Origin of the sequence: Nocardia stercoris (genome assembly GCF_003696265.1) — a bacterium.
Classification (GTDB): Bacteria; Actinomycetota; Actinomycetes; order Mycobacteriales; family Mycobacteriaceae; genus Nocardia; species Nocardia stercoris.
Window position 1 is genome coordinate 299,246 of sequence record NZ_RFFH01000007.1, and the last position, 25,735, is coordinate 324,980.

The following is a 25,735-nucleotide window of genomic DNA, read 5'->3' on the forward strand; positions in this document are numbered from 1 at the left end:
GTCGACCCACCGATCGACCCGAAGGACTGCGCCCATGCGAGGCAACGGCATCACCTACGACACCGGATTCGTGCGAAACGGCCGGACCTCCCGGCCGGAATTCGAGCCCGAGACCGTCCGCCGCGAGTTGGAGATCATTCGAAACGACCTGCGGTGCACCGCCGTCCAGGTCGTCGGCGGCGACCCCGAGCGCCTGGAACTCGCGGCCCGCTACGCCGCCGAACTGGGCCTCGAGGTGTGGTTCTCGCCCTACCCGCTGGAACTGACCGACACCGAGATCGTCGCGCTGTTCGCCGACTGCGCGCGCCGGGCCGAACAGCTCCGGCAGACCGGGGCCGAGATCGTGTTCGTCACCGGCGTCGAACTGAGCCTGATGAACCGGGAATTCCTGCCCGGTGACAGCGTGTGGGAACGGCTCGAGTTCCTGTTGGACGACCCCGATACCCGCGGCGAGCGGCTGGGGCAGCTGATCGGGCGCCTCGACCGCTTCCTCGCGGCGGCGGTCGAGGTTGTCCGCGAACACTTTCGGGGCAAGCTCACCTACTGCGCGATCCCGTTCGAACAGATCGACTGGTCACCGTTCGACATCGTGTCGATCGAGCTCATCCGATCCGCCGAAGTCGCCGACCGGTTCCGGGCGGGCGTGCGCGAGCTGGTGGCACAGGGAAAACCGTTGGCCGTCACCGGTTTCGGCGCGGCAACCTGGCGCGGCGCGGCCGACGTGGCACCGCGCAGCAACGAGATCGTCGAATACGACGCGGCCGGCGACCCGGTCCGGCTGAACGGCCACTACGACCGGGACGAGGACGGGCAGGCCGCATACCTCACCGAACTGCTGGAGATCTTCGACAGCGAAGGCGTGGACAGCGCGTTCGTCTTCCTGTTCGCCCTGCACAGTCACCCGCACCGTCCCGACGGCGACCCACGCGACGACCTCGACCTGGCGAGCCTCGGAATCGTCAAGGTGCTCGAGAATCGCCGCGGCACAACCTATCCGGACATGGCGTGGGAACCCAAGGCGTCCTTCACGGCCGTCGCCGACTTCTATCGGGAGCGGCCCGCGAAGCGGTGACGGTGGCGGCGTCAGCGGCGCAGGACCGACCCCAACCGCACCCGGCCGCCGGTCTGCAGGATCGACCGCGAGTAGATCCGGCCGGCCACCCGCGCGGTCACGGCGATGGTCACCAGCATCAGCGCCACTGCCACCGCCTCCTGCCACAGCGGCACCCCGTAGGCGGCCCGCATCGGCATCAGGACCGGGGCCGACAGCGGAATCATCGACAGCACGGTCGACGCCATATTGTCCGGGTGACCCGGTAGCACGAACTGCCCGATCAGATAGCTGGCCACCACCAGCATCACCACCGGGGTCGCCACGCCCTGCAGATCCTCCTGCCGCGACACCAGCGAGGCCGCCGCCGCGATCAGCATGGCGAACAGCAGATAGCCCAGCAGGTACCACAGCACCGCCCAGCCCGCCGCGCCGCCGACCACCGAACCGGACACGTGCAGCGCACCGGTGGCCGTTGCCGTCCCGGCACCCACCGCCGTGATCACCGCGACCTGCAGCACCGTCACCACGCCGATGCCGATCACCTTGCCCACCAACAGTTCCCACGGCCGGATCGCCGACAACAGCAGCTCGACGATGCGGTTGGACTTCTCCTCGACCACGCCCTGACCCGTGAGCTGAATGCTCATCACCAGCATCACGTACATGAGCACGCCCACCACACTGGAGATTCCGATGCGCTCGTTGCGGTGCGGGTCGGCGGGCGCGAGCCGGTCGACGGCCACCGTGGCGCCCGCCATTGCCCGGCCGACCACCGCCGGATCACCGTGCAGGGCGGTCACCTGCTGGTTCAACGCGAGCTGGCGGGCAGTCAGCGTGAAGACCGTGTCCAGGCCGCCGTTCAGGTCGCTCTTGACCGAGACCCGCAGCGTGCCGTCGGTGACATCGGTGATCAGCGCGTCCAGCGATCCGGATCGGATGCGGTCCGCACCGGCGGCCGGATCGACCACAGAGGTCGCCACGCGCTGCTCCGCGGCCTGCGCCGACGCCGCGACGAGCGGTTCCAGCTGCGCGGACGCGGTGGTCAGGCCCACATGCTGGACCGCGGGCGGTTTGTTGCCCAAAAAATGCGACAGCAGCAGCGCGCCCGCGATCAGCGCCGACAGGACCAGGGTCATGACGAGGAAGGCCCGCGACCGCAGCCGGGCGTCGATCTCCCGGCCGGCCACCAGGCCGATCGCACGAGGGACGGGCAGTTCACCGGTTGCCATCAGGACTCCTCCTCGGTTCCGCTGACCACGCCCCGGAACAGATCGGTGAGACCGGGCCGCACCCGGGCGAACTCGCGCACGGGACCGGTGCGCAGGGCGGCGGCCAACACCGCCTGATCGTCGGCGCCGCCGTCGAGCTGCACCACCCACCGGGTGCCGGTGTGTTCGTGCACCGAGACCCCGGGCAGGTCGTCGGCCCAGCCGGAGGTGGCCGCGGGCAACTCCAGGGCTACCCGCACCGGACCGGCGTCGCGCAGCTCGTCGACCGTGCCGCAGGCGACCATCGTGCCGTCGCGCACGATGCCGACCCGGTCACAGATCCGTTCGACCAGATCCAGCTGATGGGAGGAGAACATGACCGGGCTGTTCCGTTCCACGCTGCGTTCCCGCAGCACCCGGCTCATCACCTCGACCGCCACCGGGTCCAGGCCGGAGAACGGCTCGTCGAGCACCAACAGGTCCGGGTCGTGCACGAGGGCGGCCGCCAGCTGGACCCGCTGCTGATTGCCCAGGCTCAGCTTCTGGACGTCGTCCTGCTCGCGGTGCGCGATGCTCAGCCGGTCCATCCAGGTGCGGGCGGCGGTATCCGCCTCGGCCGCCGAAAGACCGTGCAGCCGTGCGAAATAGCGCAACTGCGTGCCCACCTTCATCCGCGGGTACAGCCCACGCTCCTCGGGCATGTAGCCGATCCGTCGCCGGGTGGCCAGATCGATCGGCCGGTCGTCGAACCGGACCTCCCCCGCATCGGCGTTCAGCACGCCCATGACGATCCGCATGGTGGTGGTCTTGCCGGCGCCGTTCGACCCGACGAACCCGAACAGTTCTCCCCGGCGGACCTGAAAGGTCATGTCCGCCAGCGCTGTCACATCCCCGTACCGCTTGCGCAGACCACTGATCTCGAGCACCCGTCGACCGTATCCGACACCCGGCTATTGCACCGTTTGCCCGGATGATGTGTCGCGGAACCGCGAGCGGTCAGCCGTTCGCGGAGATGTTCACCATCCAGGTGATGCCGAACCGGTCCACGCACATGCCGAACACATCGCCCCACATCTGCTTCTCCAGCGGAACCGTGGCGGTGCCGCCGCTGCTCAGCGCCTCCCACCACCCGCGCAGCCTGGCATCCTCGTCGCCGCTCAGACTGATCGAAATGCTGCTGCCCGGTGTGTATTCCATCCCGGGCGGGGTGTCGGCTGCCATCAGGGTGAAGCCCGACTCGGTCTCCAGCAGACCGTGCATGATCAGATTCGCCCCTGGCGCACCCGGGTCGCCGAAGTCGCCGAACGTCGACAGCGTGAGCGTGCCGCCGAACACCTGCTGATAGAACTCGAGCGCCGCCCGCGCGGTGTCGGAGAAGCTGATGTAGGGGTTGAGGCGGGTCGTCATGCTTCCGCAGACTAGTCGCGCCGACCGCTCCCGCGAGGGTTCGTACCGTGGCATGCGCGTTTCGGGGCTCGCTGTGCCGGGTAGTCCATCTGAGGCGGCTCCCCCAGCGTGGTCGCCGTCGGACTGGCGAGGAGACAAGGTGGCGGTGGTACTCGTACTACGTGCCCGCGGACTGGGCGACCTGCTGGCCGCGGTCCCCGCGCTGCGGGCGCTGCGCCGGGCCCGCCCACGCGATCATCTGGTCCTCGCGGCGCCGTACCGGCTGAAACCGATCGTCGATCTGATCGCCGCCGTCGACGAGATGATCCCCGCCTCCGACGTGGCGGACCTGCGCTGGGATCGTGGCGCGCCCGACCTCGCGGTGAACCTGCAGGGCCGATCCGCCGGCGCCATCGCGGAACTGATCGCCACCGACGCCCAGCACATCCTGACCTTCCGCAACCCCGCCTTCCCCGAGCTGCGCGGCCCGGACTGGCAGCCGGAACTACACGAGATCGACCGGTGGTGCCACCTGCTCGAATCGGCCGGTATCGGCGCCGACGCACGCAATCTCGGCCTGATGCCGCCGGTGACGACCGGCAGCCACCGCGACTGCGTGGTCGTGCACGTCGGCGCGGGCGCGGCGGCCCGCCGCTGGCCGCCGGAACGCTTCGCCGCCGTGGTCCGCCACCTGCTGGTGCAGGGCCGCGAGGTGGTACTGACCGGCGACGAGTACGAGCGCGAGATCGCGCTGGCGGTGGCGGCCCGGGCCGGGCTGCCGGTGCGGCAGGTCCTCGCCGGGCAGCAGAACCTGCTCGAGGTCGCGGCCACCATGGCCGAGGCGGCGCTGGTGGTGTGCGGCGACACCGGACCGGCCGCGCTGGCCACCGCGTTCGGCACCCGCACGGTGCTGTTGTTCGGGCCGACATCACCCGAATTGACCGGTCCCCCAGTGCATTTGCGCGGCCGGCACATCGTGCTGTGGGCCGGGCGCAGCGGCGACCGCTACGGCACCCACCCCGATCCGGGCCTGCTGGAGATCACCGTCGAGCAGGTGATCGAGGCCGCGAACCGGCAACTGCGCACCCGATCGGGGTCGGGCGCGCTGTCCGGCCCGGACGTCCGCCGGGTCGGCTGAATCCGCATGCGAGCGGCCGAGATCCGGCCCAGCGGCACCACCACCGGCGACGGTCAGCGCAGGCGCTCGGCGTCCTTGGTGAGGGCCACCAGGGTCGCGGTGAGCGCGGCGAGTTCCGCCGGTTCGGCGCCCTCGGCGACCGCCGTGGCGACATCCTCGGCCGCGCATCGGGCGGCGAACCAGCGATCGGCCACCGCGGCCGCCTCCTGGGCGGTCAGCACCACCGAATCCTCCGGGATCCCGGTGCCCTCGAGTCCCCGGCGATGCTCGTACGCCCGCTGGCGGCACGATTGGCGGCAATACCGGCGGCGGCGTCCCGCCTCCGATTCGGCGATTTCCCGTCCGCACCACAGACAGGACAACGGTCGGCGCGACATGACCCGAGACAGTAGCGTCCGCCTCCCGGCCGCCGACCGCGCACGGCCACCCGGCGCGAATTGACAATCCCACTAGAATTGCAGGGTTGACCGTCGCCGGGAACCGATTCCGGCGCGCATGCGTTGTTCAGAGCAGAAGACCGCTGACAGCCGTAGAGAGGACCGCACACCATGGCAGATCGCGTACTCCGAGGTAGCCGGCTCGGAGCGGTGAGCTACGAGACCGACCGCGACCACGACCTGGCACCCCGTCGGATGGCGCGGTACCGCACCGAGAACAACGAAGAGTTCGACGTGCCCTTCGCCGACGACGCCGAGATCCCGCCGACCTGGCTGTGCCGTAACGGCCAGGAGGGCGTCCTGATCGAGGGCACCACGGTGGAGGCCAAGAAGGTGAAGCCGCCGCGCACCCACTGGGACATGCTGCTGGAGCGCCGCTCCAAGGAAGAGCTCGAGGAGCTCCTGCAGGAGCGCATGGACCTGCTCAAGACCCGCCGCGGACGCGCGTAGCGACCATACGAAGATGGGGCCGACCTTGTGGGTCGGTCCCATCTTCGCCTTCGGGCGGTATGCCCTTTCTCAGTGACTGGCGACCTTGCGGTACTGCATCAGGGCCAAGGGGATGACTACCGCCAGGATCACCAGCGAACAGGTGGTGGAGTAGAGCAAGCCGTGCTCGGCGACCCAGCCGTGGGACTTCGCGAACGTGCCCGGCGCGGCGTTGCCGAACAGGTTGCGGGTCGTCGCGGACAGCGCCGTGATCGGATTCCATTCGGCCATCGTCTTCAGCGGGCCGGGCAGGCTGGCCGCCGGGATGAAGGCCGAGGAGATGAACGTGACCGGGAACAGCCAGATCAGGCCCGCGGACTGCGCCACCTCCACGCTCGGCGACAGCAGACCGGTCAGCGCGCCCACCCACGACATGGCGAACGCGAACAGCAGGATCAGCGCGTACGCCAGCGCCGCGTCGCCGACGCTGCCGTTGATGTGCCAGCCGACGATATAGCCGCACACCGACATCACGACCAGGGCCAGCACGTTCACCACCGTGTCCGACAGCGTGCGGCCCATCAGCACCGCCAGCCGCGACATCGGCAGTGTGCGCATCCGATCGATGATGCCCTTCTGCAGGTCGTTGGCCAGGCCGACCGTGGTGAACGCCGAGTTGAAGGCCACCGTCTGCACGAAGATGCCCGCCAGCAGGAACTCTCGGTACTTCGGGCCACCCAGCGACGCACCGAAGATGTAGGCGAACAGGAACACGAACATCAGCGGCTGGACGGTCGCCGTCACCAGCAGCGTCGGGACCCGCAGGATGGTGAGCAGATTGCGGTGGGCGACGATCGCGCTGTCCCGGAACGCCCGCAGCGGTATCGGCAGCCTGGTCAGCGCCGGTGCTTCCCCGGCGTCCGCAGTGGTTGCGTCTCCCGCGGGCGCGGCGTCCGCCGCCGCGAGTTCGATGCTCTTCAAAGCGAGATCTCCTCTGCCACGTCATCAGGTTGGGACTCGGCTACGGCGGCGAGATCGGTGCCGGTCAGCGACAGGAACACCTCGTCGAGGGTGGGCCGGTGCACGTTCGCGTCGACCACACAGACCCCGGCGTCGTCGAGGCGCCGCAGGGCCTCGACCATCGACCGTGACCCGTCACCGACCACCACCGACACCAGGTCGGTGCCGGCCTCGTGGGCCGGCTCCCCGATCCCGACACCGGCCAGCACCCGCAGCGCCGGCTGCGGGTCGTGCCCGGCGGCGAGCGTGACGGTGAGCCGGTCGCCGCCGATGGACTGCTTCAGCTCGTCGGCGGAACCGCGGGCGATCACGGTGCCCTTGTCGATCACGCAGATCCGGTCCGCCAGCTGGTCGGCCTCCTCCAGATACTGGGTGGTGAGCAGCACGGTCGTGCCGTCCACCACCAGATCGCCGATCACCTGCCACATGTCCAGGCGCCCACGGGGATCCAGGCCGGTGGTGGGCTCGTCGAGCACCACCACCGCCGGCCGCGACACCAGCGCGCCGGCCAGGTCGAGCCGACGGGCCATACCACCGGAGTAGGTGCCCGCCCGCCTTCCCGCCGCGTGGACCAGCCCGAGCGCCGACAGCAGTTCGTCGGCGCGGGCGGCGGCCTGCCGCGAACTCATGCCGTACAGCCGGGCCACCATCTTCAGGTTCTCGTAGCCGGTGAGGTTGGCGTCGACCGCCGCGTACTGACCGGACAGGCCGATCCGGGTGCGGGCGCGGGCCGGATTCTTCAGCACGTCCACCCCCGCGACCCGCACACTGCCCGCCGTGGGTTTCAGCAGCGTGGTGACGATCCGGACCGTCGTGGTCTTGCCGGCGCCGTTGGGGCCGAGCAGTCCCATCACCGTGCCGGCGGGGATGGCCAGGTCGATGCCCGCGAGCACCTCGACCTTGCCGTAGTTCTTGACCAGACCGCAGACCTCCACGGCAAGGCTCATGGTCGCTCCTGTTCCGTTCGGGACGGGGTGTGATCGGCACCGGAAGCGTTGTCGCCCAGGTGCTCCCGCAGCACCGGACCGATCACCGCCAGGGCTTCCGGTGTGGTCATCGCCGCGTGCCGCAGCGGCAGCGAATGCTCGTGCACGGTCCCGGTGACGTGCGGCTGCCACGCCGCCGCGCACCGCTGCGGATCCGCGCGGTTGATCTCGTCGTCGGCGGCCGCGAAGAACACCAGATCGCCGTCGAACACACCCGGACGGAACCCGTGGGCCATCGCGGCCCCCGCGGTGTATCCGGTGTGCAGTGCCCGCAACTGGTCCAGCGTGAGCGCCGCGAACGGGCCCGGCAGACCGGCCAGCACCTCCGCCGCCTGCTCCAGGGTCGGGTTCTCCGGCAGGGCGCCGGCCGGCAGCTCAGGGCCGAATTCGCCGAGAATGTCGGCGATCGAGGGCACTGCCCGGTCGGCCCACCGGTCCGACAGTTCGTAGCTGTCCAGCAGGGCCAGCAGCGCGACCCGCTCGCCCGCCTCCCGCAGCTGCACCGCCATCTCGTGCGCGATCAGCCCGCCCAGCGACCAGCCCAGCAGGTGGTACGGGCCGTCCGGCTGGACCTCGCGCAGCTGGGTCACGTACGCGGCGGCGGCCTCGGCGATCGAGGTGTGCGAGGCGGCGCCGGCGACGTGCGGCGCCTGCAGGCCGTACACCGGGCGGTCCGCCGGCAGCTGCGCGAGCAGGCCGGAGTAGCACCAGGACAGGCCGATCGCCGGGTGGACGCAGAACAGCGGTTCCCGGCTGTCCGGCCGGGCCGCCCGCAGGGCGAGCAGCGGGCGCACCGCCTGGGCGAGCCCGTCACCGTCGGCCAGGCCGCGGGCGATCCCCGCCGGAGTCGACTCGCCGAACATGAGCTGCACCGGAAGGTCGTACCCGGCGGCCCGCATCCGGGCCACCACCTTGGTGGCGAGCAGCGAGTTGCCGCCCAGTTCGAAGAAGCCGTCGTCGGCGCCCACGACCGGGACCTCCAGCACCTCGGCGAAGGCCGCGCACAACGCGGTCTCGGCCGGCGTGGACGGCGCCCGGTAGCCGCGCGCGCCACCGAACACCGGTTCCGGCAACGCGTTTCGATCCAGCTTGCCGGTCGGCGACAGCGGCACCGAGTCGATCAGCATGATCGACTGCGGCACCATGTAATCGGGCACCAGCGCCCGCAGGTGGGCGGTCAGTTCGCCGAAGCTCGGCGAATGGCCCGGCCTCGGCTTCACGTAGGCCACCAACGCCGTCGCCCCGGCGGGCGTGCGCGCGCCGTAGGTCACCGACATCTCGACCGCCGCGTGCCGGGCCAGCGCCGCATCGATCTCGCCCAGCTCGATCCGGAAACCGCGGATCTTCACCTGCAGGTCGCCGCGACCGACGTATTCGACGGCGCGGCGGCCGTCGCGATCGATCCAGCGAGCCAGGTCGCCGGTGCGGTACATGCGCGTGCCGGGCTTACCGAACGGGTCGGCCACGAACCGCACCGCCGACAGGCCGGCCCGGTTCCGGTACCCGCGGGCCAGGGCCGGACCGGCGAGATACAGCTCGCCGGTGACCCCGTCGGGAACCGGGTGCAGTCGCGCGTCGAGCACCATCGCCGCCACACCGCGGATCGGTCCACCGATGGTGATCGTCTCCCCGGGTTCCGCCGGCTCCGAGATCATCGTGACGATCGTGGTCTCGGTCGGCCCGTACACGTTGTGCAACCGCGGCGCCCACCGCGCCGCCAGTTCCGGCGGCAGTGCCTCACCGCCGGCCATCAGCGCCTGCAGCGAATCGATTCCGGCGGGATCGACCGTGCCCAGGGCGGAGGTGGTGATGAACGCGTGGGTGATCTCCTCGTCGGCGAAGACCGCCGCCAGTTCCGCGCCGCCGTAGACGCCGGGCGGGGTGATCACCAGGGTCGCCGCGCCACCGAGCGCGAGCAGGATGTCCAGCATCGCCGCGTCGAAACTCGGGGACGCGAAGTGCAGCACCCGCGACCGCGGCCCGACCTGGAAACGGTCCGCGGTCTCGGCGGCGAAGTTGGACAGGCCGCCGTGGGTGACGACCACGCCCTTCGGCAGGCCGGTCGATCCGGAGGTGTAGATGACGTACGCCGGATTGCTCAGCCGCAGCGGGCGAATCCGCTCGCCGGTTCGGATCGGCGCGTCCGACGTGTACATCACCCGCTGCCGGAATTCCCGGCTGTCGAGCACCGACCAGGCCACGTCGTCGGGCATGGCGGCCCGGTGCTCGGCCAGCGTGAGCCCCGTGGTGACACCGGAGTCGGTCAGCATGTGGGTGATCCGGTGTGCCGGATAGTGCGGGTCGATCGGCACGAAGGCCGCACCGGCCTTCGAGATCGCCAGCATCACGCCGACCGCTTCGACCGAACGCGGAATACCCATGGCCACCAACGATTCCGGTCCGACACCGAGCCCGATCAGCACCCGGGCCAGCCGGTTGGTCCACCGGTCCAGCGCCTGGTAGGTGACCCGGGAACCGCCGCTGCGCAGCGCCACCCCGTGCGGGTTCACCGCGACCGCACGGCCGAACACCTCCGGGAAGGTGAGCGGCGCGCCGCCCGCCCGGCCGGGAACCGGTGCCAAGCAAGACCATTCGTTGCCGTCGAGCAGGTCCAGGTCACCGATCGAGGTGGCCGGGCCCACCGCGGCGGCGGTGAGCAACCGGCTGAACCGGGTCCCGAAGGCCGCGGCGGTGTCGTCGTCGAACAGGTCCCGGGCGAAGTTCACCGAGACGGTCAGTCCGGCCGGCTGCCGCTGTTCGGTCCACTGCTCGGTGACCGTGAACTGCAGATCGAACTTCGCGATCCCGGCGTCGGTGTCGACCGCCTCGATCCGCAGGCCGGGCAGGTCCACATCGCGGACCGGCTCGTTGCGCACCGACAGCATGATCTGGAACAGCGGGTGATGCGCCTGGGAGCGAGCCGGGTCGACCACCTCGACGAGCCGCTCGAACGGCACGTCCGCGTGGGCGAAGGCGTCCAGGTCGACCTCGCGCACCTGATCGAGCAGATCGGCGAAGGTGGTGCCGGCGTCGATCGGCGTCCGCAGCACCAGGGTGTTGACGAACATGCCGACCATCGGGTCCAGCTCGGGCCGGCCGCGCCCGGCGATCGGGGTACCGATCACGATGTCGCTCGCACCGGCCATGCGATGCAGCAGCGTCGCCAGTGCGGCGTGCAGCACCATGAACATGGTGGCGCCCCGTGCCGCCGCGACCGCGTGCAGTCCCTGATGGGTCTCCGCGTCGACCACGCAGTCGACGGTGCCGCCCCGGTAGCTCAGCGCCGGCGGCCGCGGCCGGTCGGCGGGCAGCGTCAGCAGTTCGGGGATCCCGTCGAGCGCCGTGCGCCAATGCTCGAGCTGGGCGCCGATCCGCGACTGCGGGTCGTTCTCCTCCCCGAGCCGATCCCGCTGCCACAGCGTGTAATCGGCGTACTGCACGCTCAGCGGGGACCAGCCGGGGTCGGTGCCGGCCCGGTGCGCGGTGTAGGCCGTCGCCACGTCGGCGGCGAACGGCTGCAGCGACGCGCCGTCCATCGCGATGTGGTGCGCGACCACCAGCAGCAGGTGCTCGTCGGCGCCCAGGCGCAGCAGGTGCGCCCGCAGCGGCGGTTCGACGGCCAGGTCGAAGCCGGGCTCGGCGAGCGCGAGCACCGTCGCGGTCGGATCACCGTCGGTCACCTCGACGACCGGTAGCGTGATCGCGGCCTGCTCGGGCGGGAGAATCCGCTGGTACGGCTCACCGTCGGCTTCACCGAACACGGTCCGCAGGCTCTCGTGCCGGGCCTGCACCGCCACCAGGGCCGCCTCGAGCGCGGCGGCGTCCAGCTCACCCTCGAGCCGCAACACCATCGGCACGTTGTACAGGCCGCTGGCGGTGCCGTTCGCGGTGCGGTTGAACTGCTCCAGGAACCACAGCCGGCGTTGCGCCGCCGACAGCGGGATCCGCTCGGGCCGCGGCCCGGCCAGCAGCGCCGGCCCGTCGTCACCGGCGTCGTCGGCCGGCGCGTCGAGCAGGGCGGCCAGACCCGCGACCGTCGCGGTGGCGAACACCGCGCGCACCGCGAGCCGGTTCCCGGTGACGGCGGCGAGCCGGGCCACCAGCTGCGTGGCGAGCAGCGAGTTGCCGCCGAGTTCGAAGAAGTTGTCGTCGGCGCCGACCTGGTCGGCACCCAGCAGTTCCGCCATCACCCGGGCCACAATCCGCTCGGTGTCGGTGCGCGGGGCACGGACACCGACTGCCGCGTGGACCGTCGGCTCGGGCAGCGCCGCCAGGTCGAGCTTGCCGACCGGGGTCAGCGGGACCTCGTCGATGACGGTGAAGCTGCTGGGCATCATGTGCGCCGGCAGCCGTTCGGCGCAGTACGCGCGCAACGCCTCGAGGTCGAGCGGGTCCTCGGCCGCCGCGGGGCGCAGATAGGACACGATCCGCCGGGTGCCGGCGAGCTCACGAACCTGGGTGTGCGCGAAGGCGACTCGCGGGTGACTGTCGAGCACACCGGAGATCTCGTCCAGCTCGATCCGGAAGCCGCGCAGTTTCACCTGGTGGTCGACGCGGCCCAGGATGTCGAGCGTGCCACGGGTGCTCCAACGGGCGACGTCGCCGGTGCGGTACACGCGGCTTCCGGGCGGGCCGAGCGGATCGGCGACGAACCGCTCGGCGGTCATCCCCGGCCGGTCCAGGTAGCCGCGTGCCGGTCCCAGGCCGCCGATGTACGCCTCACCGGGTACACCGGCCGGAACCGGGCGCAGCCGCTCGTCGAGGACCATGATGCGAGCGCCACGGACCGGGGTACCGACGGTGATCGGTCCCCCGGGCACCAGCCGATCGGAGAACGTGACCACGATGGTGGTCTCGGTGGGGCCGTACACGTTGAGCATCGTCCGGCCGGATGCCCAGCGCGCCACCAGGTCCGGGCGCACCGCCTCGCCGCCGACGAGCAGCATCCGCAGGTCGGGCAGCGGCCAGCGGCCGGTGTCGATGGTCGACACGGCGGCGGTGGTGATGAAGGCGTGCGTGATCCGCTCGCGGTCGAGCAGTTCGGCGAGTTCGTCGCCGCCGTACACGTCCGGCGGGGCGATGACCATGGTCGCGCCGTTGGACAAGCCCAGCAGCAGGTCCAGCATCGACCCGTCGAAGCTGGGGGTCGCGAAGTTCAGGGTGCGGGAGGTCTCGTCGACGCCGGTCCGGTCGCGTACTTCGTCGGCGAAGTTCGACAGTCCGGTGTGGGTGACCGCCACGCCCTTGGGCCGCCCGGTGGAGCCGGATGTGTAGACGATGTAGGCCAGCTCGGAGGTCCGCAGCGCGGCGACTCGGTCCCGGTCGGTCACCTCGGTGCCGGGTTGCCGGGCGATCTCGGCCTGCAGCCGGTCGTCGTCGAGCAGCAACCACTCGGTGGGCCGGTCGGGGTCGCCGGCCGCGCGCAGCGACCGGGCCGGTTCGCTCACGGTGAGGCCGATCCGGCAGCCGGAGTCGGTGAGCATGTGCCGCAATCGTTCCGGCGGATAGTTCGGGTCGACCGGGACGAAGGTCGCACCGGCCTTGCTGACCGCCAGTACCGCGACGGTCGCCTCGATCGAGCGGATCAGACCCAGTGCCACCCGGTCGCCGGGACCGATCCCCCGGGCGGCCAGGGTTCGGGCGAGCCGGTTGGCCCGGGCCTCGAGCTCACCGTAGGTGATCTCGATCCCGTTGCAGCGCAATGCGATCCGGTCGGTGTGCGCGCGGGCGGACAGGGTCAGCCAGCGGCCCAGGGTGAGCGGCGGGGCCGGAATGGGTCCGTAGGCCGGGGACAGTTCCGCGCGCTCGGAGTCGGTGCGGGCATCGATGTTGCGGACCAGGATTCGCGGGTCGGCCCCGATCGCGGCCAGCACCCGTACCAGCCGCTGCCCGAGAACCTGGATCGTCGGCTCGTCGAACAGGTCTGCGGCGTAGACGAATTCGAAGCAGCGGGCCGGCTCACCGGTCTGCCCGGCGGCCCGCGGCAGCACCCGCAGCTCCAGATCGAACTTGGCGGCCGCGATGTCGAGCTCCTCGGCCCGCAGGGTCAGCCCCGGCAGTTCCAGGGCCGGTACGGGCGCTTCGGGTACCGACAGCGCGACCTGGACCTGTGGGCGCTGACCGCCCTCGGCCAGCTCCTCGACCACCCGCTCGAACGGCACCTGCGCGTTCTCCACCGCGGCCAGCTGCCCGTCGCGGTCGCGCAACAGCAGTTCGGCGAAGCTGAGATCGGGGTCGACGTCGGAACGCAGCAGCAGCGTGTTGACGAACATGCCGACCAGATCGTCGAGCGCCATATCGGTGCGCCCCGCGATCGGGGTGCCGATCACCACGTCCCGGCCGCCGGTCACCGCCCGCAGCAGCACCGCCAGCGCGGACCGCAACACCATGAACAGGCTGACGTCGTGCGCCCGCGCGACTTCGGCGAGCCGGTCGGCGAGAGCGTCGGCGACCTCGACCCGGACCGTACCGGCGCGGCCGGTCGGCTCGGCCGGGCGCGGCCGGTCGAACGGCAACGGCATCTCGACCGGGAGCTCCGCCAGTGTGTCCCGCCAGAACCGCAGCTGCGCGGCCGCCGGGCTGTCGGTGTCGGAGTCGGCGCCGAGCAGTTCTCGTTGCCACAGACTGAAATCGGCGTACTGCACCGGCAGCGGCTCCCATACCGGCGCGCCGCCGGCGTGCCGGGCCACGTACGCCAGGGCCAGATCCCGGACCAGCGGTACCAGCGACCAGCCGTCGGCGGCGATGTGGTGCAGGACCACGCCGAGCCGGTAGCTGTCGGCGCCGGTGCGCAGCAGCACGGCGCGTACCGGCCGGTCGACGCCGAGGTCGAAGCCGCGGCGGGCCAGGGCGCCCAGCGTCGCGTCGGCGCCGGCGGCGTCGGTGTCGACCGGATCCAGTTGCGGCAGTTCGGCATCAGCGGGCAGCAGCTCCTGCCACGGCCCGTGCTCGTCGTGCGGGAAGACGGTGCGCAGTACCTCGTGCCGGTCGACCAGGTCGGCCAGCGCCAGCCGCAACGCGGTGGTGTCCAGCGCGCCGTCGATACCGATCACGAAGGCGATGTTGTAGGCGCTGGATTCGGGGGCCAGCTGGTTCACCAGCCACATCCGCTGCTGCGGCAGCGACAGCGGAATCCGCTGTGGCCGTGGCGAGTACACCGTCAGCGCCGGACGCTCGGCGCGCGGTTCGGCGACGGCCAGCCGGGCCGCGACGGCGGCCACGGTCGGCGCCTCGAAGATCGCCCGCACCGGCAGTTCGATGCGGAACTCGTCGTAGAGCACGGCCGAGAGCCGGGTCGCGAGCAGCGAGTTGCCGCCGATGTCGAAGAAATTGTCGTCGGCCCCGGGCACCGGTCGGTCCAGGACCCGGGCGAACACCGCCGCGACCCGCCGTTCCAGCTCGGTCTCGGCGGCCCGGGACGCGACCTCGGCCGCGAAGACCGGTTCCGGCAACGCCTTCCGGTTCACCTTGCCGGCCGGGGTCAGCGGCACCGCGTCCAGCACGGTCACCGCGGCCGGAACCATATAGCCCGGCAGTGCGCGTCGCGCCGTCTCCAGGACCTCCGACACCGTCACCGGTTCGTCGGCCGCGATATAGGACGCCAGGCGCGCGGCACCGGACGCGGAGGTGTGGACGACGGTCAGCGCGAACGTGACACCCGGGTGGCTGCGCAGCACCTGATCGATCTCGCGCAGTTCGATCCGGAAGCCGCGCATCTTCACCTGGTCGTCGATCCGGCCCAGGAAGCGCAGCTCCCCGGACTGCTCGACGACCACCAGGTCACCGGTCCGGTACATGCGTTCACCGCGCCGGCCCAGCGGGTTCGCGAGGAACCTGGCCGCGGTCAGATCGGGGCGGCCCTGGTAGCCCCGCGACAGGGCCGGTCCGGACAGATACAGCTCGCCGGGGACGCCCTGCGGCACCGGGTGCAAGCGACTGTCGAGCACGTACAGGCGCATGCCGCGCACCGGCAGGCCGATGGTGACCGGCCGGTCGGCGCGGACCGGGCCGGTGATATTGGAGGCCACCGTCGCCTCGGTCGGGCCGTACATGTTGTGGAAGCGGCGGGTGCTGCCCGCGGTCCAGGCGCGCACCAGCTCCGGCGGGCAGGCGTCGCCGCCGACACCGACCATCTCCAGCTCGGGCAGGTCGTCCGGCGGCACGGTGGCCAGCGCGGCCGGGGTCACGAACGCGTGCGTGATCCGCTCGGTGCGCAGGAACCTGGCCAGCTCCACGCCGCCGTACATGCCTGCCGGCGCGGCCACCATGGTGGCGCCGGCGGCGTAGCACAGCAGCAGTTCCAGCACCGACGCGTCGAACGACGGCGTCGAGAAGGCAAGGGTGCGAGCGGAATCGGTGACCCCGAACAGGTGCCGCATCTCGTGGGCGAGCGACGCCAGACCACCGTGGGTGACCACAACCGCCTTCGGCAGCCCGGTCGACCCCGAGGTGTAGATCAGATAGGCGGGGTGGGCAACCCGCAGCGGGTGCCGGCGGTCGGCGTCCGTGACCGGCACGGTCGACCAGGTCTCGAGCTCCGCGACGAACTCCGGACTGTCCAGCAGCAGCCAGTCCACCGACCGGCGCCGGTGCCGTCCACCCGACGCGGCCGGATCCGGTAGTGCCGCTTGGCTTTCCAGGTCGGTCAGGCCGACCAGGGCGCCGGAATCGGTGAGCATGTGCAGGATCCGGTCGTCGGGATAGGCCGGGTCGACGGGAACATACGCGGCACCGGTCTTGGCGACGGCCCACACCGCGGTGATCGCCCGCAGCCCGCGCGGCAGCGCGATCGCGACCACGGCCTCCGGCCCGGCGCCGCGGGCGATCAGCGCACGGGCCAGGCTGCTGGACTCCTCGTCCAGTTCGCGGTAAGTGACATCGCGTCCGTCACCGCGGAACGCGACGGAGTTCGGCACCCGCTCGGCGGTCTCACACAGCAAACGCGCCAGGGTGATCGCCGGTTCGCCCGGTGCCACGGGCAGCGGGACCAGCCGGCTCAGCTCCCGCGGCTCCAGAATGCCCAGGTCGCCGATCGGCACCGTCGGGCCGGCGACCGCGGCGTCGAGCAGGCGGACGAAACGGGTCGCGATGGCGGCGACCGTCGCGTCGTCGAAGATGTCGGTGGCGTAGCCGAACGAGGCCGGCAACGGCCCCTCCTTCGCGCCGAGCCCCGGCTCCGAAACCGTCAGCTGCAGATCGAATTTGGCGACATCGGCCGGGGTCGGCAGCACCCGCGCCCCGACTCCGGGGAGCTCGACACGCAGTTCGGGCGCCCGGTCGTAGGACAGCATCACCTGGAACAGCGGGTGCCGGGCGGCGTCGCGGACCGGGTTGACGGCCTCGACGAGCCGCTCGAACGGGACGTCGGCGTTGGCGAAGGCGTCCAGGTCGACTTCGCGGGCGTGGTCGAGCATGCGGTCGAATCCGGCCGCCGGGTCGACCTGGGTGCGCAGCACCAGCGTGTTGACGAACATGCCGACCAGGTCGTCGAGGGCCGGGTCGGACCGGCCCGCGATCGGGGTGCCGATCGGGATATCGGTGGCGGCGCACAACCGAGCCAGCAGCGCGGCCAGCGCGGCGTGCAGCACCATGAAGGTGCTCACTCCCCGTTTGGCGGCCAGAGCGGTCATCGCCGCCCGGGTAGTGGCCGGGATCTCGAAGTCGACCCGGCCGCCGGCGACATCGCGCTGCAACGGACGTGGCCGGTCCAGCGGCAGGTCGAGCTGGTCGGGCAGGTCGGCCAGCTGAGTCTGCCAATAGCCGAGCTGGCGGGCCAGCGAGCTGGACGGATCGGACTCGTCGCCGAGCAACCGCAGCTGCCACAGCGCGAAGTCGGCGTACTGGACGGGCAGCGGGGTCCAGGCCGGCGGGTGCCCGGCGGCGCGGGCCGCCACCGCGACCATCAGGTCCCGGGCCAGCGGGCCGACCGACCATCCGTCGCCGCTGATGTGATGCAGCACGATGACCAGCAGGTGCGTGTCCGGCCCGGTTCGGTACAGCGCCACCCGAATCGGTGTCTCGGTGCGCAGATCGAATCCGCGGGAAGCGAATTCGCGGGCCAGCACCTCGATGTCCGCGCCGGGCGCCGGAATCGGTGTCAGCTCCGGCGCGACCTCGGCGGCGGGGTGCACCACCTGCTGCGGACCCGCCGGGGAATCCGGGAAGGTGGTCCGCAGGCTCTCGTGCCGGTCGAGCACGTCGGCGAGGCCGGCGCGCAACACCGGAAGGTCCAGCGGGCCGGTGAGTTCCACCGCGAGCGGCATGTTGTACACCGCGGCGTGCTCGGCGAACCGGTTGAGGATCCACAGCCGCTGCTGGGCCAGCGACAGCGGGATCCGGTCCGGGCGGGCGCCGGCCACCAGGCGCGGCGACGCGGCGTCGGCGTGGGTGTTGCCGAACCGGGCTGCCAGGTCGCCGATGGTGGCGCACTCGAACAGGTCCCGGATGGTGAGCCCGGCGGCCAGCGTGGAGTTGACCCGGCCGACCACCCGGGCCGCGGTCAGCGAGTTGCCGCCCAGGTCGAAGAAGCTGTCGGTGACACCGATGTCGGGGACTCCCAGGACATCACTGAAAATCCCCGCCAGCTGCCGTTCGACCTCGTTGCGCGGGGCGACAGCGTCCTCACGGCTCGGCTCGACGGTCGGCCGGGGCAGGGCCTTGCGGTCCACCTTGCCGTTGGGGCCCAGCGGCAGCTCGGGCAGTACCACCAGATGGGCGGGAATCATGTAGCCGGGCAACAGTTGTCGCAGTCCGGCGGTGACCGCCGGGACGTCCACGATCGCGCCGGGGACCGCCACCACGTATCCGACCAGGTCCTGCCCGCCCGCGCCGGTCTGGGCGACACAGACGGCGCGCGCGACCGCCGGATCGGCGGTCAGCGCGGCCTCGACCTCCCCGAGTTCGATCCGCAGACCACGGATCTTGACCTGGAAGTCGCTGCGGCCCAGGTATTCCAGGACACCGGTGGTCTCGTCACCGGCCCGCCAGCGCACCAGGTCACCGGTCCGGTACAGCCGGGCACCACGGGTGAAGGGGTTGGCCACGAACCGGTCGGCGGTCAAGGCCGGGCGCCCCAGGTAGCCGCGGGCCAGCTGGACCCCGGCCAGGTACAGCTCGCCCACCACACCGGGTGCGACCGGGCGCAGCCGCTCGTCGAGCACGTAGACCTGGGTGTTCCAGACCGGCATGCCGATCGGGACGGTGTCGGTGTCGGTGGCGCAGGGCCAGTAGGTGACGTCGACGGCGGCCTCGGTGGGGCCGTACAGATTGTGCAGCTCCGGGCCCGCGTGACCGAGCGCCGCGCGGAAGTCCCGCACGGTCGCGGCGGGCAGGGCCTCACCGCTGCAGAAGACCCGGCGCAGGCTCGTGCAGCCTCGGATGTCGGTGTCCGTGACGAACACCGACAGCATGGACGGGACGAAATGTGCGGTGGTCACCCCTCGTTCGGCGATCAAGCCGGCCAGATAGGCCGGGTCCCGATGACCGTCGGGCGCCGCGATCACCAGCCGCGCGCCGATCTGCAAGGGCCAGAAGAACTCCCACACCGACACGTCGAAGGTTGACGGGGTCTTCTGCAGCACCACGTCGGTCGCGTCGAGCGGGTACTCGTGCTGCATCCACCGCAGCCGGTTGACGATCGAGGCGTGGGATACGCCGACGCCCTTGGGCTTTCCGGTGGATCCGGAGGTGAAGATCACATAGGCCAGGTGATCGGGCCGCAGCGGCGAGCGGCGGTCGGCGTCGGTGACCGGTCCGCCGTGCACCCCGGACAGGTCGGCGACGTCGATGTCGAATCGCTCGACGGCCACGCTGTCCGGCAGAGTCAGCAGATCGCGCCGGGCGGTCAGCACGCACAGCGGCCGGGCGGCCTCGAGGATGTGGGCGATCCGGTCGGCGGGGTTGTCCGGGTCGAGCGGCAGATAGGCGGCGCCCGCCTTGATCACGGCGTACATGCCGACCAGCAGGTCCATGCTGCGCCGCAGGCCGAGCCCGACGATCGAGTCGGGTCCCGCGCCGCTGGCGATCAGTACTCGCGCCAGCCGGTTGGCGCGGTCGTCGAGCTCGGCGTAGGTCATCGTGTCGGGGCCGAACTCCAGCGCTACCGCGTCCGGGGTGGCGCGCACCTGAGCGTCGAACAGGCCGGCCAGGGTGCCGCCGGCGTGTGCGGCCGCGGTCTCGTTCCAGGTGTGCAGCACGCGGGTGCGCTCGGCGGCGGTGACGATCGGGATCTCCGCAACCGCGGTGCCCGGGTCCGCCGCGTACAACCGGTCCAGGAAGTCCAGGAAGCGGGCGTGGTGGGCGGACAGCTCGGCCTCGGCGTACAGCTGCGGGTGCGCCTCGAAGTCGATGTGGGTGCGGTTGCCGTCCCCGTTGTAGAGGTTGACCGACAGATCCTCCACCGGGCCGGTGGACAGCACGTGCAAGGTGCCGGTGAGCGGGCCGAACCGCAGCTCGCTGTGGAACAGCATGATGTTCACCATCGGCCCGAAGAAGCCACGCGTGTCGCGCGAGTAGCCGCATTCGCGCCGGATGTCGTCGCTGCGGTACCGCTGGTGCCGCAGTGCGCCCGTGATCTGCAGGTCCACCGCCTTCACCGCGTCGGCGACGGTGGTGCCGGCGTCGAAACGCACCCGGATCGGCACCACGTTGGACACCACGCCACCGGAACGGCGCAACGCGACCGTGGTGCGGGCCGAGACGGGCAGGCTCAGCACGACGTCGTCGTGTCCGGTCGCCCAGCGCACGTAGCACGCCAGAGCGGCCGCGAAGAGGGTCGCGTTGCCCGAACCCAGTGCGGCCGCGGCGGCTTCGATCCGCGCCTCCGACTCCGGCTCCAGCACCGCGGCGGCCAGCAGCCGGTCGGCGGCGGCATCGGCGGGAATGCCCGAGGCCGACAGGCTGACCGGGGCGCCGACCCCGTCGAGCTGCTGACTCCAGTAGTCGCGGTCGGACAGGAAGCGCGCGCTGTCGCGGTAGCTGATCTCGCCGGCGTAGATGTCGGCCAGCCGGGTGGCCCGCGAGTCACCGGGGTCGCAGCGGTCCTCGAGGACGGTGTAGATCTCGGCGGTCCGGGTGACCGCGTTCATGGCGGCGTAACCGTCGATGACGATGTGGTGGGCACGGGTGTACCAGAGGTACTGCTCGTCGCCGATCCGCAGCACGGCCGTGATGGTCAGCCGGTCCCGCTCGAGGTCCATCGGCCGCGCCGAGTTCTCCGTCATCCAGCGCATGGCGGCCGCGCGGGGGTCGGGCTCACCGCGGAAGTCGAGGGTCAGCGACTCCGGGCGCCCCTGCGGGTCGAGGTACTGCATCGGTACCCCGTCGATTTCGGCCAGCCGCAGGAAGGACATCTCGGACTCGACGCCGAACCGTTCCACCGCGTACAGCAGCCGCCCGACATCGAGGTTGCCGCGGATCTCCACGTACTGGGCGATCGTCATCGGCACCTCGGGGCGCAGCCGCTGGGCGTACCAGAGCGCCGTCTGCCCGGGTGAGAGGGCGAAGGGTTGTGCTGATGATTCGCCAGAAGCGCATTGGTCGACACGATCGGTGGCCAATGAACTCATCAAACACTCCGTTTCTGCTGCTGCCGACGCCGATCCCCGAACACGTCCCCTCCGAGCGCACGCCTATTCACGCGTGGGACGTCATTCACGACTTATGATTCGGAGCCTGCATGCGAGCGGATCGGTTGGACCCCAGACTTTTCCGAGTGAACCTCATTGGCGCAGAGCGCATTTAGCTAGCCAATTCATCGCAAACCTCCCGGATTGGGCTAAACGCCGCCCAAGTCTGGCTGAATCTTTGATCAGTACTCCAGTGGAGCGCTGAGGGCTACCTGATAGCAATACCCCGAAGATCACGAATTCAACATGCCCGAAGGTCGAAAACTGCACGCGACCTGCAAGATTCCCCCTTGTTGGGGGAAAGAACCGACCAGAGGTCGGGAATCCGCACCGCCACAAGGACAATGCGAGCAGCGGATTACCCCGCTGTAGTTCGCCTGCGAATAGCTGCAGCTCCGATGGCAATTCCGGCCACCCCACACAGCAGCCACTCGGGCCACGGACCGAGGTCGGTGGCGACGGTGTCGGCGTGGCGCAACGCCACTTGGTCAACCAGGGCCGCAGGGGTGAATTTTCCGGTCTGCTGCCGGACGGTCCCGTCGGGGCCGATGATCGCGCTCACGCCCGTCGTGGCCGCCACCACCACCGATCGGCCGTGCTCGACCGCCCGCACCCGCGACATCGCCAGCTGCTGATAGGTCATATCGCTGTTACCGAAGGTGGCGTTGTTGGTGGGCACCGCCAGCAATTCGGCGCCGGACCGGACCGACTCCTCGAACGCCCGGTCGAACGCGACCTCGTAACAGGTGGCGACACCGACCGCGACCGGCTCACCACCCTGCCAGGATGTGGCGTGCACCACACCGTTGCCGTGACCCGGCACGAAGTAGCCGGCCCGGTCGGCGTAGGAGGAGAACAGCCGGAAGAACCCGCGCAGCGGCAGATACTCGCCGAACGGCTGGATGATCTTCTTGTCGTGCCGCTCCTGCGGCCCGGCGGCGCCGTTCCACACGATCACCGAGTTCGTGTCCGTGGGCACGCCCGAATCCGAGAGCTCCCGGTTCACCAGGACCGCCCCGACCAGGATCGGCGCGCCGATCGCCCGGGACGCGGTGGTCAGCTCGTCGGCGGCGTCGGCGTTGCGCAACGGGTCGATGTCGGAGGAGTTCTCCGGCCAGATCACGATGTCGGGCTGCTTCGCGCGCCCGGCCCGGACGTCGTCGGCCAGCTGCAGCGTGCGGCGGACGTGGTTGTCGAGCACCGCGCGGCGCTGGGCGTTGAAGTCCAGGCCCAGGCGCGGCACGCTGCCCTGGATCGCGGCCACGGTGATCGTGCGGTCACCGTCACCGGCGGCGGGCAGGGTGGATCCGAGCAGCAGCCCGGTGATCGGCAACACGGCGACCAGCGTGACGGCGACGGCCACGCCTCGGGCCCGATCCCGCCACCACGAGCGGTCCGGCCGCGCCCGCTGCCCGTCCGGGCCGCGCAGCCGCAGCACGAGCGCCGCGAGCAGGGTGCCGGTCGAGGCCACGGCGAAGCTGACGCCGGGTGCGCCCACGATCGCCGCCAGCGGCAGATACCAGCCGTCGGCCTGACCGAATGCCAGCCGCCCCCAAGGGAATCCACCGAACGGGAAGACCGACCGCCCCCATTCGGTGAGCGACCAGACCGCCGCCACCCACAGCGGCCAGCCCGGCAGCGCGCCCACGAACCGGGCCAGCAACCCGAACAGCCCCACATACACCGCGCAGGCCAGCGACAACGCCAGCCACGGCGCCGGACCCACATAGATCCCGGTCCACGGCAACAGCGGCAGGAAGAACCCGAGTCCCGCCAGCAAGCCGTATCCGAACGCCGCCCGCAACCGCCGCGCGCCACGCACCACCAGCGTCAGCAGCGCGATCCCGATCGGCGCGACATACCAGCAGGTGTGCGGCGGAAAGCTCAGGTAGAGCAGCGAACCCGCGAGGATCGCGCCGACGCTCCGCAGCACCGCGGGCTTACGCGCCGCAGCCACGAGCCGCGCGCCGAGCCCGCGCGCCGGCTCCACGCCGGCCGCCGGTGCCGTCGTCTCGATCGCCACGGCACGCTCCTCGGTCATCGACTCCCGGCTCCCGGTCCTCGCCGGGGCCCGATCCCCCGCGCTGTCACACGCGCCCGTCTACCCGGCTGTGCGGCACCGATGCTACGGAACCGGGCCGGTTGCCGCCTGCCCGGGGGTTCGCGGCACGAACCACTGCGTGGGTGTCTGCGGTTCAGTGCGTTCCGCCGGGCGGACGACATCGTTGGGCGATGGTGCGCGACATCGACGCAACGCCCGAGGGCGGCCCGCTACGCCGAGTAGATCTCGTTGCCGCGGTGCACAGTTCGCAGGCAGCGCGGCAGTTCGGCGCCGGGGACCAGGGGCGGCAGGCCGGGGACGCGGGAACGCGGGTCGGTGGACCAGCGCTGGACCTTGTCGGAGGCGGCGGCCACCACGAGGTCGTCGGCGTCCCAGACGGCGTAGGAGGCGGGCGCGCCGGGGACCAGGGTGCCCGCCACGCCGTCGCGGACGCCGCCGGCGCGCCAGTTGCCGCGGGTGGCGGCCGCGAACGCGGCGCGCGGGGAGATCTGGTGGCCGGGGGTGCGATGGTGGGCGGCGGCGCGGATCGACTGCCAGGGGTTCAGGTCGGTGACCGGGGCGTCGGAGCCGATCGCCAGCGAGACCCCGGCGGCGGCCATGGCCGCGAACGGGTTCAGGCGAGCCGCGCGCTCGGCGCCCAGGCGGGCGGCGTACATCCCGTCCGGGCCACCCCAGGCGGCGTCGAAACCCGGTTGCACACAAGCGATCACACCGAAGTCGGCGAACACTTTCAGCTGGTCGGCGTCGATCAGCTCGGCGTGCTCCACCCGGTGGCCGCGCGCGGCCACCGCGGGCCCGCCCAGCTCGGCGGCGACCCGGGCGAAGCCCTCGGTCACGGCGTCGAGGGCGGCGTCGCCGATGGCGTGGAAGCCGGCCTGGACGCCGGCCTCGGTGCAGGCGCGGACGTGCGCGGCGACCGCGTCGGCGTCCAGGTACGCGGTACCGCGGGTGTCGCGGTCGGCGTAGGGCTCGCGCAGGTGCGCGGTGTGCGAGCCGAGCGAGCCGTCGGCGAACAGGTCGCCGGCGAGACCGTGCACCCCGAGGTCGGCGACCAGCGCGCGTGCCTCGTCGGCGGAGGTGACCGCCTGCCCCCAGTAGGCCCGCACCTGCACCCCGTGGTCGAGGGCGAGCAGTTCCCGCACGTCGTCGGCGCCGGAGATGTGCGGTCCGGCGCATTCGTGCACCGCCACGATGCCCACGGCGGCGGCCGCGTCCAGGGCGGCCCGGCGGGCCCGGTCCCGGTCGGCCGGGCCGAGCGCGGCGAGCACGGCGTCACGGACCGCGTGATGGGCCTGTCCGCGGACCGGCTCACCCGGCGTGTATCCCGGCAAGGACCGCACCGCGGGCACGGCGTCGAGCAGGGCCGTCGACACCGCGGCCGAGTGCGCGTCGATCCGGACCAGGTACACCTGCCGTCCGGGTCCGGCGGCGGCGTCCAGTTCGGCGGCGGTGGGTGCGCGGCGATCGGCCCAGCGGGTCTCGTCCCAGCCGTGCCCGAGCACCGGCCCGGGCTGCTCGGCGGCGTGCTTGCGCAGCAGGGCCAGGCATTCGTCCAGCGAGTCGGCGGCACTCAGGTCCAGGCCGGTCAGCCGCAGGCCCAGGTCGGTGACGTGCACGTGCGAGTCCACGAACGCGGGCGCCACGAACGCGCCGCCGAGGTCGATCACCTCGGCGTCGGGGTGCAGCGCCCGGCCGGTGCGGTCGGCGCCCACCCACACCACGTCACCGCCGCTGACGGCCATGGCCGTCGCGTCCGGATGGCTCGAACTGTAGATGCGACCGCCGACCAGCAACTGTGTACTCACGGCCAGACAGTCTGCTCCCCCGTCCGCCGGGCGTCCGGGGCGGGGCCGGGAGCAAAAGCGATCCGTCGTTCGTTGAGCGGGTAACGGTAAGCGGAAAGGATCGTCATGGCGGGCCGTTTGTTCCTGGTGTATGTGGTGGTCGAGATCGCCGCGCTGGTGGCCGTGGGCCACTTCATCGGCGCGGTGCCCACGATCTTGTTGCTCATCGCGTGCAGCGCGCTGGGCATGGTCGCGGTGCGCGGGCAGGGCCGCAAGGTGTTCCAGCAGTTCCGGCGGGCCGCCGACGGCGAGATCCCGCCCGGAACGGCGGTGGCCGACGGTCTGCTGGTCGGGCTCGGCGCGGTGTTGATGCTGGTGCCCGGCCTGGTGACCACGGTGCTCGGCCTGCTGCTGGTACTGCCGACGCGGGCGCTGGCCCGGCCGGTGGTGGCGGCGGTCGCGACCCGCAAGATCGATCGGGCGACCATGGCCGCCGGCTATTACGGCACGGTCGTCGACCCGTCCGGCGACGTCGTCGACGCGACCGTGGTCGACACCTACTACGACGACGGTCAGGGTTCGGGCCGGCCGACGCTGGAGCGCTGA

The 25,735-nt window shown here is 71.4% G+C and carries 13 protein-coding genes; 4 read left to right on the forward strand and 9 right to left on the reverse strand.

Annotation, left to right across the window (positions count from 1 at the left end; translation table 11 throughout):
* The first annotated feature begins 34 nt into the window (after positions 1-34).
* Entirely contained in the window at positions 35-1,072 is a 1,038-nt protein-coding gene (locus tag EBN03_RS18825) for a hypothetical protein (RefSeq protein WP_122189359.1), read from the forward strand.
* A gap of 11 nt (positions 1,073-1,083) precedes the next feature.
* Here the strand turns inward: EBN03_RS18825 and EBN03_RS18830 are convergent, their stop codons facing one another.
* From EBN03_RS18830 to EBN03_RS18840, 3 genes are all read right to left on the reverse strand, one after another.
* Positions 1,084-2,283 carry an ABC transporter permease gene (locus EBN03_RS18830; protein ID WP_122189360.1) on the reverse strand — a complete coding sequence of 400 codons (1,200 nt, stop codon included), beginning with the start codon at positions 2,281-2,283 and terminating at the stop codon, positions 1,084-1,086.
* Positions 2,283-3,131 (reverse strand): ABC transporter ATP-binding protein, encoded by an 849-nt coding sequence (locus tag EBN03_RS18835; RefSeq protein WP_122189450.1) that lies wholly within the window; start codon positions 3,129-3,131, stop codon positions 2,283-2,285. Before EBN03_RS18835 ends, EBN03_RS18830 begins: the two co-directional genes overlap by 1 nt.
* Positions 3,132-3,258: 127 nt before the next feature.
* The gene (locus tag EBN03_RS18840) at positions 3,259-3,669 is read right to left on the reverse strand and encodes a VOC family protein (RefSeq protein WP_122189361.1); all 411 of its coding nucleotides are present in this window, start codon (positions 3,667-3,669) and stop codon (positions 3,259-3,261) included.
* 139 nt (positions 3,670-3,808) lie between these two features.
* Between EBN03_RS18840 and EBN03_RS18845 the strand changes: the two genes are divergently transcribed.
* Positions 3,809-4,786 carry a glycosyltransferase family 9 protein gene (locus EBN03_RS18845; protein WP_122189362.1) on the forward strand — a complete coding sequence of 326 codons (978 nt, stop codon included), beginning with the start codon at positions 3,809-3,811 and terminating at the stop codon, positions 4,784-4,786.
* Between the two features lie 53 nt (positions 4,787-4,839).
* Here the strand turns inward: EBN03_RS18845 and EBN03_RS18850 are convergent, their stop codons facing one another.
* Positions 4,840-5,163: a hypothetical protein gene (locus EBN03_RS18850; RefSeq protein WP_122189363.1), complete on the reverse strand. Its 324-nt coding sequence runs from the start codon at positions 5,161-5,163 to the stop codon at positions 4,840-4,842.
* A gap of 171 nt (positions 5,164-5,334) precedes the next feature.
* Between EBN03_RS18850 and EBN03_RS18855 the strand changes: the two genes are divergently transcribed.
* Positions 5,335-5,673, forward strand: coding sequence for an RNA polymerase-binding protein RbpA (locus EBN03_RS18855; protein ID WP_122189364.1), 339 nt, complete (start codon positions 5,335-5,337; stop codon positions 5,671-5,673).
* Positions 5,674-5,742: 69 nt separating this feature from the next.
* On the opposite strand, the gene EBN03_RS18860 is transcribed toward EBN03_RS18855, so the two are convergent.
* From EBN03_RS18860 to EBN03_RS18880, 5 genes are all read right to left on the reverse strand, one after another.
* Positions 5,743-6,552, reverse strand: a complete 810-nt coding sequence (locus tag EBN03_RS18860) for an ABC transporter permease (RefSeq protein ID WP_407671176.1) — start codon at positions 6,550-6,552, stop codon at positions 5,743-5,745.
* A 77-nt stretch (positions 6,553-6,629) separates the two neighbouring features.
* On the reverse strand, positions 6,630-7,619 hold the full coding sequence (locus EBN03_RS18865) for an ATP-binding cassette domain-containing protein (protein WP_122189365.1): 990 nt from the start codon (positions 7,617-7,619) through the stop codon (positions 6,630-6,632).
* Positions 7,616-21,223: an amino acid adenylation domain-containing protein gene (locus EBN03_RS18870; RefSeq protein WP_122189366.1), complete on the reverse strand. Its 13,608-nt coding sequence runs from the start codon at positions 21,221-21,223 to the stop codon at positions 7,616-7,618. Before EBN03_RS18870 ends, EBN03_RS18865 begins: the two co-directional genes overlap by 4 nt.
* A 418-nt stretch (positions 21,224-21,641) precedes the next feature.
* Positions 21,642-23,324, reverse strand: coding sequence for an apolipoprotein N-acyltransferase (lnt, locus tag EBN03_RS18875; protein WP_122189367.1), 1,683 nt, complete (start codon positions 23,322-23,324; stop codon positions 21,642-21,644).
* 230 nt (positions 23,325-23,554) lie between these two features.
* Positions 23,555-25,150: an amidohydrolase gene (locus EBN03_RS18880; protein ID WP_233608463.1), complete on the reverse strand. Its 1,596-nt coding sequence runs from the start codon at positions 25,148-25,150 to the stop codon at positions 23,555-23,557.
* Positions 25,151-25,255: 105 nt separating this feature from the next.
* Between EBN03_RS18880 and EBN03_RS18885 the strand changes: the two genes are divergently transcribed.
* On the forward strand, positions 25,256-25,735 hold the full coding sequence (locus EBN03_RS18885; protein WP_122189368.1) for an FxsA family protein: 480 nt from the start codon (positions 25,256-25,258) through the stop codon (positions 25,733-25,735).

Excerpts from the sequence above, each read along its gene's own strand:
- EBN03_RS18840 (WP_122189361.1), bottom strand. The coding sequence starts at position 3,669 with ATGACGACCCGCCTCAACCCCTACATCAGCTTCTCCGACACCGCGCGG.
- EBN03_RS18885 (WP_122189368.1), top strand. The coding sequence starts at position 25,256 with ATGGCGGGCCGTTTGTTCCTGGTGTATGTGGTGGTCGAGATCGCCGCG.
- EBN03_RS18825 (WP_122189359.1), top strand. The coding sequence starts at position 35 with ATGCGAGGCAACGGCATCACCTACGACACCGGATTCGTGCGAAACGGC.
- EBN03_RS18855 (WP_122189364.1), top strand. The coding sequence starts at position 5,335 with ATGGCAGATCGCGTACTCCGAGGTAGCCGGCTCGGAGCGGTGAGCTAC.
- EBN03_RS18830 (WP_122189360.1), bottom strand. The coding sequence starts at position 2,283 with ATGGCAACCGGTGAACTGCCCGTCCCTCGTGCGATCGGCCTGGTGGCC.
- EBN03_RS18870 (WP_122189366.1), bottom strand. The coding sequence starts at position 21,223 with ATGAGTTCATTGGCCACCGATCGTGTCGACCAATGCGCTTCTGGCGAA.
- EBN03_RS18865 (WP_122189365.1), bottom strand. The coding sequence starts at position 7,619 with ATGAGCCTTGCCGTGGAGGTCTGCGGTCTGGTCAAGAACTACGGCAAG.
- EBN03_RS18835 (WP_122189450.1), bottom strand. The coding sequence starts at position 3,131 with ATGACCTTTCAGGTCCGCCGGGGAGAACTGTTCGGGTTCGTCGGGTCG.
- EBN03_RS18850 (WP_122189363.1), bottom strand. The coding sequence starts at position 5,163 with ATGTCGCGCCGACCGTTGTCCTGTCTGTGGTGCGGACGGGAAATCGCC.
- lnt (WP_122189367.1), bottom strand. The coding sequence starts at position 23,324 with ATGACCGAGGAGCGTGCCGTGGCGATCGAGACGACGGCACCGGCGGCC.